Here is a 13,770-nt window from a genome sequence, read left to right as displayed (position 1 = left end):
AGCCGACAGCGCGCATCAGCACTTGCCGTCCTTGCAGTCCTGGGCCTTGTCCTCGACCTTCTCGCCAACCTTCTGCACGTCCTTGCCGGCGCCGGCCATGGTATTGCAGCCCGACAGGACCGCCATCGAGAACATCGCCGTCAGCACCAGCATCATTGCACGCTTCATGTGTCATCTCCTGAGTGGATAAGGGTGCCATTGCGGGTGCGTCCCGCGCCGCAGCGGCGTGTGGTGCACCTTCGACGGCGCGGCGTATAGGCCGCGTGAAACCATAGACCGCCCATTCAGTCTAAGTTTCCCCCGATGCCCCGCGCTCCTAGTCGCGCATCAGCGTGGACTTGCCGAACAGGCTCTCCACCAGGTCCACCGTGAGCTTGGCGGTGCGGTTGCGACGGTCCAGCACCGGGTTCAGCTCCACGATGTCCAGCGAACCCATCAGGCGCGTGTCGGCGATCATCTCCATCACCAGCTGCGCTTCACGATAGTTGGGACCGCCTGGCACGGTGGTGCCCACGCCGGGCGCGATGCTCGGGTCCAGGAAGTCCACGTCGAAGCTGACGTGCAGGTGGGTGTCGGCATCCAGGCCCTCCAGCGCAGCTTCCACCGTGCGCTTCATGCCCACCTCGTCGATGTAGCGCATGTCGTACACGTCGACCTTGTGGTCCTTGATCAGCCGCTTCTCCTCCGGATCGACTGAACGGATGCCGATCTGCCGGACCATCGACGGTGTGATCGCGGGCGCATCACCACCCAGCCTGGTCAGCGCATCCGGGCCGATGCCGCACAGGCACGCCACTGGCATGCCATGGATGTTGCCGGAAGGCGTGACCTCGCTGGTGTTGAAGTCCGAATGCGCGTCCAGCCACAGCACCCGCAGTTTCTTGCCGACCTTGCGGCAGTGTTGCGCGACCGCGGTGATGGAACCCATGGCCAGACAATGGTCGCCCCCCAGCATGATGGGCAACCTCTGCTGGGCCAGCTCGGTAGCAGTGGCATCCATCACCGCGCGGTTCCATGCCACCACTTCATCGAGATGCCGGTAGCCATGGACGGGGCCGGTCCAAGGATTGGCGGGGCCCTGCACGTTGCCGGTGTCGATCACGTCCACGCCCCGTGCCGCCAGCGCTTCGGCGAGACCCGCGATGCGCAGCGCATCGGGCCCCATTCGCGCGCCACGATGGCCGGCGCCGACATCGGTGGGCACGCCGATCAGGGACACGGGAGGAAAAGCTCGACTCATGGGTACGTCCTGCGGAAAACAGACGCACAGTCTATGCCGTCGGCGATGACGGGCCTGTGGCATCGCAGCACGCGAGGGGGCAATGCGCCGACAGGAAATGGTGCCGCTTATCCGAATCGAACGGATGACCTACCGCTTACAAGGCGGTTGCTCTACCAGCTGAGCTAAAGCGGCGCGGGCGGCAATTCTAGCGCAGTGCCGTGCATTCGAGGGGTTGCGGCGTACCGCTGGACGCGGCACGGGCAAGCCCGCCGGGGTCGACACCCTCCACGACGCCGGCATCCAGCCACCACAGGCTGGGTCCAGCGCGGCCGACGGGCTGCATCTGTGCGGTGAACCCCGCAGCCTGCAACTGCGATACGCGGCGTTCGGCGGCCTCCCGGCTGCGATACCTGCCCAGTGCGATCCCGTTCGCTTGTTCGCCCTGGCGCACGACGAGGAAGTCGTTGAATCCCGCCGCCCCGATGCGGCCGGCGATTGCCTGCGCTTCTTCCAGCGACGGCGCGGGCGGCATGACCACCTGGTAACCACTGGCGCTGAGGCCGGGCACTTCCCGCAGTTGCGCCCGCAGGAGTTGGCCCTTGACGGCATCCTGCGCCAGGGTCGCGGCAGCCTGGCTGGTGAAGGGCCCGAGGCTGAAACAGGCCGCCGGGATTTCCGGCGCCGCACGGGCGTCCACGGCCGACGGAGCAGGGGTGGGCGCAGGCATCTCGTCGACGAGTTGCAGGCGCGCCACACCGGCTGGCAACGGAGGCGGTGACGGCGGTTCGACGGCGGGACGGGTGAGCCACCACGCGGCGGCGCCCAGGTTCAGGACGATCAACAGGACGATCAGGGCACGGATCAGCATGCAGGGATTCTAGCGGTGCTCAGGCGGCGGTACCGAGCCGTGCCCATACAGCCAGTCCTTCGAGCACCAGCGCTGGCGCCAGTTCGCCATCGCGCAGCGCGGGCGCCAGCTCGGCCGCACCGCCGCCATGCAGCAGCAAGGCGGGGCGCTCGCCCAAGAGGTCATGCGCGTGTTGCAGGCTGCGCTCGATCAATCCCAGGGCAGCGCCGCCACAGCCGGATGCCAGCGCATCAAGGGTGTCGGTGGCGAACTCGACGTACCCGCCGCCTTGCGACGGCAACTGCGCGGCCGCTTGCTGGAGTGCTTCACGCATCAGGCGGGGCGAGGGCGCTATGCGTCCGCCGCGATGCCGCCCGTCCGCGTCCAGCAGATCGACGATCACCGCCGTGCCTACGCCCACCAGCAGCCACGGCTGCAAGGCGCGCGCGCGCGCCGCCAGCAAGGCCAGGAAGCGATCCACGCCAAGCCGTCCGGGGTCGGCATAGGCGATGTGCACACCAGCCAGCGCCGGCTGCGTACGCGCGATCGAGATGCACCCGAAACGGGTGGTCAACCAGTCCACCACCGCAGCGGTACGTGCAGGTGATGCAACGCTGGCGAGCACGGCGGATGATCCCTGCATGTCGATCGCCGGAACGGCAGCCTCCAGGGCGGCGATGAACTCACCGTCGTATCCGGTCGCCAGCACCTCACCCAGCGTCCCGTCCGCCCTCAACGGTGCGCCTTTCACGCGCGAATTGCCCAGATCGAATACCCACTGCGTCATGTCGCCCTCACGCTGACGTCCCCGGCATGCACCTGTCGTTGTACTTCGCCCACGCGTACCCGCAACGCACCGTCATCGCCGATGCCTTCGGCCACGCCATGCTCGTCACCCTGCGGACCATGCACGATGACCTCGCGGCCCATCAGCACGTCCAGCGCAGCGTATCTCGCAAGGAACGGCGACAAGCCTTCACGATCGAACTGTTCGAGCGCGGGCAACAAGGTATCCAGCAGGTGGGACGCGATCTTGTTCCGCGAGGGTTGACCACCGCCCAGCGTGGCCAGGTCCGTCCACGCCTGGCTGATCGCCGTCGCAGCAGTCGCCGGCATGTGGACGTTCACACCGATCCCGATCACCGCGCGCACCGGGCCACCATGCTCGCCGCCGCCCTCCACCAGGATGCCGCCCAGCTTGCGCCCGTGCGCCAGCAGATCGTTGGGCCACTTCACGCCGACCGTGGCGTAACCGGCCTGCCGCAGGGCTTCCGCGGCAGCCACGCCGACCACCAGGCTCAGGCCGCCGAGGCGCGCGAGTCCGCCGGAGAACTGGCGCGACAGCGACAGATACAGGTTCGCCGCAATCGGGGACGCCCACTGCCGTCCGCGCCGGCCACGCCCGCCGGTCTGCTGTTCCGCCAGCAACACCGCAGCCCCATGCTCGGGCGCCTTGCGGCGGAGCAGCTCGCTGTTCGTCGAATCCAGCGACCATGCCACCTCCAGCGACGCCAGCTGCGCGGAGGCCGCGTCCCGCAACGGGGCGCGGATCAAGTCCGCATCCAGCAATTCGACCGGCTCTTCCAACGAATACCCGCGGCCGGGCTGAGCGTCGATCCGCAGGCCGCCCGCACGCAGTGCTTCGATCCGCTTCCACATGGCGGCGCGGGTGACCTTGGCGTCTCGGGCGAGCACGTCGCCGGAGACGGGGCCTTCAATCAGGCGCAGCAGCAGTTCGCGTTCGCCGGTCATGCGCGGCGACGCCAGACGCGCACGCGTTCAAAGCGCGACTCCGTGCCTGCGCGCAATCGCTGCACGTTGGCGCGATGGGTGAAAAGCACCAGCACCGCGGCGGCGGCGGCGAACACCTGCGTGGGACGGTCCGTGTGCATCCACCATGCCAGTGGCACCAGGCAGGCGGTGGCGATGATCGACGCCAGGCCCACGTACCCGGTCGCGACCAGCACACCCAGCCAGACCAGGAACAACGGCAGCAATGCCAACGGCCAGAGCACTGCGACGCCGCCCAGCAGGGTGCCCACACCCTTGCCGCCGCGGAACCCGTGCCAGATCGGCCACACGTGTCCCGCCGTCGCTGCCAGCGTCGCCAGGAAACCCAGCGCGCGTGGCGACAGCGGGCCCTCCATCGGCGCGAAACGCAGTGCCAGCCATGCGGCCAGCGCACCCTTGCCGATGTCCACCAGCACTACACCGAGTGCGAACTTCGCCCCCTGCGTGCGGAAGGCGTTGGTGCCGCCCGCGTTTCCACTGCCCTGCGTGCGGATGTCCACGCCCCGCAGCCGGCCCAGCGTGAGACTGCCCGACACGGAACCGAGCAGGTAGGCCAGCAGCAACAAGGTGAAGACCATCAGCATGGCGCCATTATGGGCCACGCCCCTCCCCTCGCTCAGGCATCAGGTGCTGGCTGTACGGCCACGATCAGGGCGCCCTGGCCGGCATGCGCGCCGATGGCCGCCCCGGTTTCGACCAGCCGGTCCTCGCTGATCGGCAGCCGCGCGCGCAACGCAGCGAGCAATCGCTCGCCCTGCGGACGCGCATCGCAGTGCCCCACGATCAGCCGCCAGCGCTGCCCGGATTCCAGCTGGCGTGCTACCCGCCGCGCGAAGGCTTCCGGCGCATGCGCGCGCGTCAGCAGGATGCCGGCGACCGTCATGCGGCCATCCGCACTCATCCTCGCTATCGGGGTCAACGCGCTCAATCGCGCAATGGGCGCGGCCCAGCGAGGAATACGACCACCACGCACGGCATGGGAGATATCGGGTGCGATGGCCCACATCCGTGTCAGCGGACGAAGGCGCTCCAGCTCGGCCACCACGTCCGCTTCACTGCGGCCTTCCGCTGCAAGTTCGGCGGCACGCCACACAAGCAGCGCCTGGCCGCAGGCGGCATTGACCGTATCGAACACCCTTACGCGTCCGGACGGATCACGCGCGGCGGCATGCTCGCCCGACTGCAGCGTGCCCGACAGCGCGCGCGACAGGCCGACATAGAGCACCCGCGCATGGTGGGCCAGCGACAGCTCGAACTGCCGGCGGAAGTCGCCCGGCGGCGGCTGGCTGGTGCGCGGCAACTGGCGCGAGACCGCCATGCGCAGGTAGAACTCGCCCGTCGACAGGCCCACCTTGTCCAGGTAGTCGCGGCCATCCAGGTCCACCCGCGCGGGCACCACGCCGATGGCATGGCGCTCGGCAATGTCTTCCGGCAAATCGGCAGCGCTGTCGGTGACCACCACCAGCGATTGCGTGGCGGCGGCGACCGCCTGCTGTCGGACCATGTCGTCCGCCTTCATTCCTTCGACGTGGCCCTGCGCCGCGCACGCGTCGAAGAGTACCTGCGGCGATCCGATGTGCGCGTGTACGCGAAGACGGGAGGCGCCACCCGCGATGACGATGGAGTCCGCGCCGCCGGCCTCCAGCGCGGCACGCAGGCGATCGCGGTCCAGCGCCTCGCCCAGCAGCAGGCATTCGGTGCACCAGCGGCGCGTCGGATCGATGGCATGGTCGTGGACCGTCGGCCCGGCCGCATCGTTGGCCGCGCCCGGTGCGCTGGCGCGCACGCGCACCGCACGTGGTCCGCCCTCGACGAACTCGGCGATGCCTTCCAGCAAGTCGACAAACCCCTGCGCACCGGCATCGACCACGCCGGCACGCTGCAGCAAGGCCATCTGGCGCGGCGTGTCGGCAAGCGCGCGACGCGCACGGACAAGCGCACGGACGAAGCCGCTGCGCGCGTCGGCCTGGTTGTCCTCCCCCGCCGCGGCATCCAGTTCTTCGGCGAATGCGGCAATCACGCTCAGGATCGTCCCCTCGACCGGCTGCGCCAGTGCCTGGCGTGCACTCTGCGCGCCCTGACGGACGGCTGCGGCCAGCGAACGGGCATCCAGTTCCGGCAGGTTGCGCACGCGCTCGGCCACGCCATGCAGGAACTGCGCGAGGATGGCGCCGGAATTTCCGCGCGCACCATCGATCGCGTCGTTGCCCACACGGCTCAGCAGATCGCCGACATGCTGGCTGGGCTGGCTGAGCGCACCATGCAGCACGCTGCCGAGCGTCGATGCGAGGTTGTTGCCCGTATCGCCGTCGGCGACCGGGAACACATTGATGCGGTTCAACGCGTCACGCGCGGCAATCACCCGGCGGGCCCCCGCAATCAGCGCCAGGCGCAGGGCGGGCGCGGTCAGCGGGCGGTAGTCGGGTGCGGGCATCGCGGCAGTCTGCCGCAACTGCTTTCGCACCCCTGTTGCGACGCAGCAGGCCGTGGCCTGTTTTCCTCGATCCATCGCCGCGCAGGGGCATTTCGTCGCAGGGCCGGACGCATTCATGCCGGCCGGAGCCATTCCCGCTATAGTCGGCGGCGTCATCTGGCCGCTGTACCCCGACCGACAGGAGTCCCTCCGATGTTACGCGCCAGCCTTGCCCTGCTGCTTCTCGGCGCCTCTGCGGCGGTATTCGCCCAGAACGGGCGCAGCATCGCCAATGGCAATGCCACCACCTGCCAGGATGTCGCCGATCGTGCCGTCGCCGACCGCCCGGGTGATGCCGTGCCGACCACTCCGGACGCACGTCGTGCGCGCGCCACCGCCGTGCGAAGCAAGTACGCCGCCCCCGCTGCATTGACGTCCTCCACTTCGCGGGGTGGCGGCGACGACGACGCCCCGTTGCCCCGCAGCCGCGGCTCCAAGTGGCACAGCTTCCTGCCGGGCATGTTCCGCTGACGCGGACGGCATCACCCGGTGATTGGACTGTTGCGCCGCCTGCGGCGCCCCTCCCCGTCCATCCAGGACGAACTCTGGCGGACCGTAACCACTGACACCCCTTGGGTGTCGGCTCTGGATGACGTGCGTTCGGACAGGCTGCGCGGGTTGGCGGCTCGCTTCCTGCACCAGAAAACCATCACGCCGCTCGCCGGCCTGAGCCTGGACGATGCGCAACGCGTGCAACTGGCGGCGCTGTGCTGCCTGCCACTCCTGGAGTTCGGCGAAAGCGGCTTGCGCGGTTGGTCGCAGCTGATCGTCTATCCGGACGCGTTCCGCGTGCAGCGCACGCATACCGATGCGGCCGGCGTATTGCACGAGTGGGAAGACGACCTGGCCGGCGAAGCCTGGGACCAGGGTCCGCTGATCCTGTCATGGGCCGACGTGCAAGCCGACCTGGCCGAACCCGATGCCGGCTTCTGCGTCGCCGTGCACGAGATGGCGCACAAGCTGGATGCGCTGGATGGGGAACTCGATGGCACCCCGCCACTGCCGGGCGAGTGGCATGGCCGCTGGGCGCGCGACTTCCAGCGCGCGTACGACGACTTCTGCATGCAGGTCGACCTGGGCCGCGAAACCACGATCGACCCCTATGCCGCCGAGGCACCGGAAGAATTCTTCGCCGTCGCCACCGAATACCACTTCTCGGCGCCGGGCGTGCTGGCCGACGCGATGCCGGAGGTGGCCGGGCACCTGCGACGATTCTACGGTCCGTCGCCGTTGGCGACGACGTAACGGTTACAGGCCCGGCGGCAACCGCACCTCGAAGCGTGCCCCGCCCAGTTCCTCCGAGCGCAGTACCTGCAGTTCGCCGCGATAGTCGCGGATCAGGTCCTGCACGATCGACAGTCCGATGCCATGACCCTGCACGCGCTCATCGCCGCGCACGCCCCGCTGCAGCACCTTGGACACGTCCTCCTCGGCGATGCCCGGGCCATCGTCATCCACGGCCAGGAACAGTCCGGGCCTGCGCTGCGGTGCCGTCGCACCCACCTTCACCGTCAGCAGCACGCGCGAACGCGCCCACTTGAAGGCGTTCTCCAGCAGATTGCCCATCAACTCCTGCAGATCGCCCATCTCACCATGGAAGCGTGCGCGCGGATCGATCTCGAATTCGCAGATGACGCCCTTCGACGCATAGACCTTTTCCAGCCCCCGCACGATCTCTTCGGCGTTCGGCTCGATGGCGATGGCGGCCGAAAAAAGCTTGTGGCCGCTCGAAGCCGCACGCGCAAGCTGGTAGGAAACGAGGTTGTTCATGCGCTTGAGCTGCACGTCCAGTTCCTCACGCAGCGACTGCGGATCGCCGTTGTCGTCCAGCTGCGTACGCAATACTGCGATGGGCGTTTTCAGGCTGTGCGCCAGATCGGCCAGCGTATTGCGCTGACGCTCCAGGTTCTCGCGCTCGCTTTCGATGAAGGCATTGATGCTGTCGGTCAGCGGCTCGAGTTCGCGAGGATGGCTCTCCGTCATGCCCGACAGCTCACCACGCTGCACCCTGCTGAGTTCGAAGATCACCCGCCGCAATGGACGCAGGCTCCAGCGCAGCACCAGCATCTGCAGCAGCAGCAGGATCACGCCGGCACCGCCGAGATAGACCCACAGCGAGCCCCGGAACACGCGGATCTGCGTGCTCAGCGCCTGCGCGTCCTCCAGGATGTAGATGCTGTAGGGAATCTCGGCGTGCTGGTGGGTTGCCGGCCAGGCATAGCCCACGCCGTAGCGATAAGCCTCGCCTTCACTCCCGTCCGCGCGGCGTATCGGCAGCGGTCCCTCGAATGTCTCTTCCAGCGCGCCCAGCCGCCTAGGCACCGGCAGTTCAGGGCCCAGCGTCGAGTTGGAGCCCCAAGGCGGCACGTTCTGCAGCACCACCTGCGCATACATGCCGCTGTCGGGCATGTCGAAGCGCGGATCAGGCGTGTTGTAAGGCGGAATCAGCGTACCGTTGCGACCGAACTCCACCTTGTCGGTGTAGTACAGGGCATAACTCTTCAACCGCTGCCGAAGGTTGTCCTCGGCCGTGTCGACGAACGCGCGATCCAGCGCGTAGCCGGCCAGCGCCAGGAAGGCGAGCAGCGCAAGGCTGGCCGCCAGCAACTGGCGCGCGCGCAGCGAGCGCGGCCGCCAACCCTCGAACCGGTCGCGGCCGACGTGGACGGGCGGCACGGCGCCGGAAGGTGGCGCAGGCATCAAATGCGGGCGATGCCGGCGCAGTCCATCAGCCTTCGCCGGTGCGCGGAATGGCGAAGCGGTAGCCGCGCCCGCGCACGGTCTCGATCGGCTTCAGCTCGCCTTCGGGGTCCAGCTTCTTGCGCAGGCGACCGATGAAAACTTCCAGTACGTTGGAGTCGCGGTCGAAGTCCTGTTGGTAGATGTGCTCGGTCAGGTCGGCCTTCGAAACCAGTTCGCCCGCGTGCATCATCAGGTACTCGAGCACCTTGTACTCATAACTGGTGAGATCGACGTTGCTGCCATTGACGCTGACCGTCTGCGCGGCCAGATCCAGTGCGACCGGACCACATTCCAGCGTAGGCTTGCTCCAGCCGGCAGCGCGGCGCAGCAGCGCATTGACGCGGGCCAGCAACTCTTCCACGTGGAAAGGCTTGACCAGGTAGTCGTCGGCGCCCTGCTTCAGGCCTTCCACCTTGTCCTGCCAGCTTGAACGCGCGGTCAGGATCAGTACCGGGAACTTCTTGCCCTCGTCGCGCAGCGCCTTGATCAGCTCCATGCCGGACATCTTGGGCAGGCCGAGATCGATGATGCCGACGTCGAACGGCACCTCACGCCCCATGTACAAGCCTTCTTCGCCGTCCTGGGCCGCGTCCACAGCAAAGCCTTCGCGCTTCAGGCGCGCGGCAAGGGTTTCACGCAGGGGGGCTTCGTCTTCGACCAGCAGGATACGCATGGACTCTCCTTGGGAATGCGGCGCGGCTGAGGGACCGCGCGGGCGTGCTCGTGATGAGCCGTGATTCTACGTAAGACTACGGGCGGGAGGGGTTATCGCTGCGTGGAGGCTGCGTCATTTCGCGCCGAGGCCGCACCGGCGCATCGATGCCGCGACGTGAGCTGCCTGCATCATCCATGGTGCGCACCCGGCCGCGGTCGTCCACGTACTTCACGCGATTGATCTCGCGTCCTTCGTACTGCATGCGCTCGACGCTCAGCACCTGTCCGCCGGTCTCATTGCGCACGCGGCGCACCGCGTCGGACATCGAAGACCGGTGCCTCGTGCTCTCCGCGCGCGATAGGCCACGCTCACGCGCAGGCGGTGCTTCGCCACGGCCACGCTCGTCCTGCGCGTGCACGACGTGGGTACCCGTGAGGGTGGCGAGCAGCGCCACGGTGATGGCAGCCAGAATGGAGGTACGAAAGCGCATAACGGAATCGTAACGGAACTGGGGTCGCGAAACTGAACGGAACCCGAAACCGCCTCGGGGGAATGGAAACGAAGTCTTGGCCCGCAGCGGTGAATCCGTTCTGAATTTATCCACAGGGCAATGCCCCGCATTCAGCCTGCTGAACGGTCAGAAAACCTCGGCCACACAACATCTTAGCGAGCCGCCACCGGCTTCGATGGCATCCAGCGATACGCTGTGCACGGCAAAGCCGGCGGCTTCAAGCTTCGCCACCACGATTGGCCGCAGGGCCGCGTGGGCGCGCTGGCTCATCCAGACCGACGCCAGCGACAGTGAGATGGCATTGCCGGCGAAGGCCGCCTGCTCGGATGCGGTCAGTTCGATCACACCCGCGGGATACAGTGCCTCCAGCGCAGGCACCAGGTCTGCTGCCCCCAGCCCGTCCGGATATACCACCGCAGCACGTCCGGCCAGCACCGCCAGCAGCACATTGGTGTGGTACTCGCCCGGGGCGAGATCGAACATCAGCGTCGCGCGCAGGCCGAACGCTTCGTGCATCCGCGCCGCGCCGGTCTCGTCGCAGCGCTCGGACAACCCACAGAAGCCGACGCCGCGCGCCCGATCGATGACCAGCGCCCCGGTGAGTTCGCAGGGATGCGGCTGGGTCGACAGGTCAACTTCCGCGTATCCCAGCGTGTCGCGGAAAAAACCCCGGATATCGGACCGTTCCGCCTCACGCTGGCGTACCGGGTGGCGCATGCGGCCGATGACCAGCCGCGGCTCGCCATCGACCCGCGCGGTGGCGAAGACGTTGTTGGGAAACACCGCATCCGGTGTAGCCTCGCGGCCCGGGAAGCAGAACACCGGCACCTCTTCCGACAGCGCGCGATGCAGCGCGTGGTGTTCGCGCACCGCCGCGCCGGTGTCGAAAGCGCCAGCATCGGCCATGTAGCGGTTGTCCTGCGCCGACTGCTCCGCGCGCATGAATCCATCCGGCGAGACCAGGAACGCCGCGCGTGCGGTCGCCGGGCCAAAGTCGGATGCCAGCGTCAGCGCATGGGCGATGAAGGCATCGATGTCGCGCGTGATCACGGCTCAGGCCGCCGGCCGCAGTTCGCGCGTGGTCGCCGCCAACGCATGTTCCACCAGCAACCAATCAGCGCCGGGCTTGTGCGCGCCTTCGCTGAGGATCTGCCGGAACGCGCGCCCACCCGGCTGCGCATGGAACAGCCCCAGCACGTGGCGGGTAAGGTGCTTCAGCGCCACACCTTTCGCCAGCTGCGTTTCGACATAGGGACGCCATGCGCGCAGCAGTTCCGCGCGCGGCACGATCCCCCCACCGAACAGTGCCGCCTGCATTTCGTGCAGCACGTAGGGCTCGTGGTACGCCGCGCGGCCGATCATCACGCCATCGCTGTGCTGCAGGTGCTCGTGCACCTGCGCCGTCGTAGTGATACCGCCATTGATCGCCACGGTCAGTTCGGGCCGCTCGCGCTTGAGCCGGTAGGCCCAGTCGTAGCGCAGCGGCGGGATCTCGCGGTTCTCCTTTGGCGACAGGCCCTGCAGCCACGCCTTGCGCGCATGCACGAAGAAGACATTGCAGCCGGTCGCCGCCACGGTATCGATGAAGGTGCGGAACAGGCCGTAGTCCTCCTGCTCGTCCACGCCCAGCCGGCATTTCACCGTAACGGGAACATCTACCGCATCGATCATCGCCGCCACGCAGTCGGCGACCAACGCAGGCTCCTTCATCAGACAGGCGCCGAAGCGCCCCGCCTGCACGCGGTCCGATGGGCAACCGACGTTGAGGTTCACCTCGTCATAGCCCCAGTCCTGCGCGATGCGCGCGGCCTGCGCCAGGTGCGCCGGCTCGCTGCCGCCGAGCTGCACCGCCACCGGATGCTCGACGGCATCGAATCCCAACAAGCGATCGCGGTCGCCATGGATCACCGCCTGCGCATGCACCATCTCGGTGTACAGGCGCGCGCCGGGCGCGAGCAATCGGTGGAACACGCGGCAGTGCGTATCCGTCCAGTCCATCATGGGCGCCGTCGACAGGCGGAACCGGTTCTGATCGGTGGTGAGCATGGGCGCATTTTACCCAGGGCCCAGCAGCACGTCGCGCCTGACCCCGGGTGACCCGAGGCCTAGCGCGCCGGTTCACACAGGTGCGGCCGGAAGCACGAGCGTGAACGTGGTCCCGACGCCCAACTGGCTCTGTGCCGATATCGCACCGCCTGCCCGTGTGACCAGGTCGCGGATGACGGAAAGGCCAAGGCCGGTGCCCTCCCCCGCCGGCTTGGTGGTGAAGAAGGGGTCGAAGACACGCGCCAGCACCTCTTCCCCCATGCCGGCGCCGGTATCGGCGAACTCCAGCACGCTGCCACCGTCGTCGCCTTGCGCGACGCCGATGGAGAAGATGCCGCCATGGGGCATCGCATGATCCGCGTTGGCCGCGATGTTGAGGACCATGAGCTCGAACCGGTCCCTGTCCATCCTGATCGGTGATGGGGCATCACCCAGGACGAACCGCAGTTCCACCTCGGGCTTGAGCAACTGGCGCAGCATGGACTGGACATCCGCCAGGGCGCTGGCCGCATCGAAGGTCTCTTCCGCGTAGTCGTCCTGGCGCGCGAACGTCATCAGCTTGTGGGTCAGCAGCGTCGCCCGGCGCGCCGCCGCCTCGATGCCTTCGAATGATGTCCTGCCGTCCTCGACCTGGCCCGCCCTGAGGCCCTTGCGCGCATAACCGCTGATCACGGCCATGATGTTGCCGAAATCGTGCGCCACACCTCCCGCCAGTCGACCCACCGCCTCGACCTTGCGGGCGTGGATGAGTTGCTCCTGTGCAAGCTCGCGTTCGTTGATCTCCTGCAGCAGGCGCTGGTTCGCCGCCGCGAGCTGGTTCCCGCGCTCCGTGGCTTCGCCCAGGCTCTGGCGCAACGCGGCCGAACTGCGGTCGAGCACGATGGCGATCATCAGGAACATGGCGGCACTGAACGCGGCGTCGCCGTACAGTGCGACAGCATCGCCTTGGCGGGACACATCCACCGAGATGCCCAGGAAGAACGCGCCCACGATGCAGGCGAACATCAGCCAGAGCGCCGCCCTGCCCACGACAAGCCCCGCTATCGCCATCCAGATGACCAGCACGGGCTGCTCGAAGCGTTGGGCACCGAACCCGGTGGCCAGGTAGGCAGGCACCACGGAGGCGGCGAACACCACAAGCAACAGCCGCGAAGCCCACGCGAAACGTCCATGCCGGATCAGCGCGAAGCTGATGGCGGCGGCGGCGCACACCGACAGGCTCAGCGCCATGCTGGTCAACTCGCCCGGCCGCCACGGGACATCGACCGCAAAGGCACGATACGCCCACGCAAGCGCGGGGAGCACCGCCAGCAGCAACGAGATCAGTTGCAGCATCGGCGCATTGCGCCTGTCGACCGGGTCGGCGATGGGTACATCGCGCCACCACGCCATCGGCGCGCGCCACAGGCGGGCCAGACGCGACGCCGGAATACCCTGGCGGCCACGGGCGACGAGGATGTCGCCCTCACTCATGAATCCGCTC

14 protein-coding genes, 1 tRNA gene and 1 pseudogene are annotated in these 13,770 nt (G+C 67.8%); 2 read left to right on the top strand and 14 right to left on the bottom strand.

The window, feature by feature from the left end:
• Nucleotides 1-15: 15 nt before the first annotated feature.
• The 8 genes from FB548_RS03475 to FB548_RS03440 form a co-directional block, all read right to left on the bottom strand.
• Entirely contained in the window at nucleotides 16-168 is a 153-nt protein-coding gene (locus FB548_RS03475) for an entericidin A/B family lipoprotein (protein ID WP_142123345.1), read from the bottom strand.
• Between the two features lie 148 nt (nucleotides 169-316).
• Nucleotides 317-1,240 carry an arginase gene (rocF, locus tag FB548_RS03470; protein ID WP_142123344.1) on the bottom strand — a complete coding sequence of 308 codons (924 nt, stop codon included), beginning with the start codon at nucleotides 1,238-1,240 and terminating at the stop codon, nucleotides 317-319.
• Nucleotides 1,241-1,338: 98 nt separating this feature from the next.
• A tRNA-Thr gene (locus tag FB548_RS03465) sits at nucleotides 1,339-1,414 on the bottom strand.
• 13 nt (nucleotides 1,415-1,427) lie between these two features.
• Nucleotides 1,428-2,090, bottom strand: coding sequence for an SPOR domain-containing protein (locus tag FB548_RS03460; protein ID WP_142123343.1), 663 nt, complete (start codon nucleotides 2,088-2,090; stop codon nucleotides 1,428-1,430).
• Between the two features lie 19 nt (nucleotides 2,091-2,109).
• Nucleotides 2,110-2,856, bottom strand: coding sequence for a type III pantothenate kinase (locus tag FB548_RS03455; protein WP_142123342.1), 747 nt, complete (start codon nucleotides 2,854-2,856; stop codon nucleotides 2,110-2,112).
• Nucleotides 2,853-3,821 (bottom strand): bifunctional biotin--[acetyl-CoA-carboxylase] ligase/biotin operon repressor BirA, encoded by a 969-nt coding sequence (gene birA, locus FB548_RS03450; RefSeq protein WP_142123341.1) that lies wholly within the window; start codon nucleotides 3,819-3,821, stop codon nucleotides 2,853-2,855. Before birA ends, FB548_RS03455 begins: the two co-directional genes overlap by 4 nt.
• Nucleotides 3,818-4,444: a glycerol-3-phosphate 1-O-acyltransferase PlsY gene (plsY, locus tag FB548_RS03445; protein ID WP_142123340.1), complete on the bottom strand. Its 627-nt coding sequence runs from the start codon at nucleotides 4,442-4,444 to the stop codon at nucleotides 3,818-3,820. Before plsY ends, birA begins: the two co-directional genes overlap by 4 nt.
• 32 nt (nucleotides 4,445-4,476) lie before the next feature.
• Nucleotides 4,477-6,294, bottom strand: coding sequence for a DegV family protein (locus tag FB548_RS03440; RefSeq protein ID WP_185741958.1), 1,818 nt, complete (start codon nucleotides 6,292-6,294; stop codon nucleotides 4,477-4,479).
• Nucleotides 6,295-6,486: 192 nt separating this feature from the next.
• Here FB548_RS03440 and FB548_RS03435 point away from each other — a divergent pair, with 192 nt between their 5' ends.
• Nucleotides 6,487-6,804 carry a hypothetical protein gene (locus FB548_RS03435; RefSeq protein WP_142123338.1) on the top strand — a complete coding sequence of 106 codons (318 nt, stop codon included), beginning with the start codon at nucleotides 6,487-6,489 and terminating at the stop codon, nucleotides 6,802-6,804.
• Nucleotides 6,771-7,578, top strand: a pseudogene (locus FB548_RS03430) (M90 family metallopeptidase). Before FB548_RS03435 ends, FB548_RS03430 begins: the two are co-directional and overlap by 34 nt.
• A 3-nt stretch (nucleotides 7,579-7,581) precedes the next feature.
• Here FB548_RS03430 and FB548_RS03425 read toward each other — a convergent pair.
• The 6 genes from FB548_RS03425 to FB548_RS03400 form a co-directional block, all read right to left on the bottom strand.
• Nucleotides 7,582-9,033 carry a sensor histidine kinase gene (locus FB548_RS03425; protein ID WP_142123337.1) on the bottom strand — a complete coding sequence of 484 codons (1,452 nt, stop codon included), beginning with the start codon at nucleotides 9,031-9,033 and terminating at the stop codon, nucleotides 7,582-7,584.
• A gap of 28 nt (nucleotides 9,034-9,061) precedes the next feature.
• Nucleotides 9,062-9,748 carry a response regulator transcription factor gene (locus tag FB548_RS03420; RefSeq protein ID WP_142123336.1) on the bottom strand — a complete coding sequence of 229 codons (687 nt, stop codon included), beginning with the start codon at nucleotides 9,746-9,748 and terminating at the stop codon, nucleotides 9,062-9,064.
• 76 nt (nucleotides 9,749-9,824) lie between these two features.
• Nucleotides 9,825-10,220 carry a hypothetical protein gene (locus tag FB548_RS03415; protein ID WP_142123335.1) on the bottom strand — a complete coding sequence of 132 codons (396 nt, stop codon included), beginning with the start codon at nucleotides 10,218-10,220 and terminating at the stop codon, nucleotides 9,825-9,827.
• Between the two features lie 147 nt (nucleotides 10,221-10,367).
• Nucleotides 10,368-11,291: an arginine deiminase-related protein gene (locus FB548_RS03410; RefSeq protein WP_142123334.1), complete on the bottom strand. Its 924-nt coding sequence runs from the start codon at nucleotides 11,289-11,291 to the stop codon at nucleotides 10,368-10,370.
• Nucleotides 11,292-11,294: 3 nt separating this feature from the next.
• Complete coding sequence (gene dusA / locus FB548_RS03405; RefSeq protein ID WP_142123333.1) at nucleotides 11,295-12,287, bottom strand: tRNA dihydrouridine(20/20a) synthase DusA; 993 nt, start codon at nucleotides 12,285-12,287, stop codon at nucleotides 11,295-11,297.
• A gap of 72 nt (nucleotides 12,288-12,359) precedes the next feature.
• Nucleotides 12,360-13,760, bottom strand: coding sequence for an ATP-binding protein (locus tag FB548_RS03400; protein WP_142123332.1), 1,401 nt, complete (start codon nucleotides 13,758-13,760; stop codon nucleotides 12,360-12,362).
• Nucleotides 13,761-13,770 lie beyond the last annotated feature (10 nt).

The organism is Pseudoxanthomonas sp. 3HH-4, assembly GCF_006716465.1.
GTDB lineage: Bacteria > Pseudomonadota > Gammaproteobacteria > Xanthomonadales > Xanthomonadaceae > Pseudoxanthomonas_A.
Note: the sequence above shows the minus strand (reverse complement) of the source record. Positions and strands in the feature narration are given on the sequence as shown.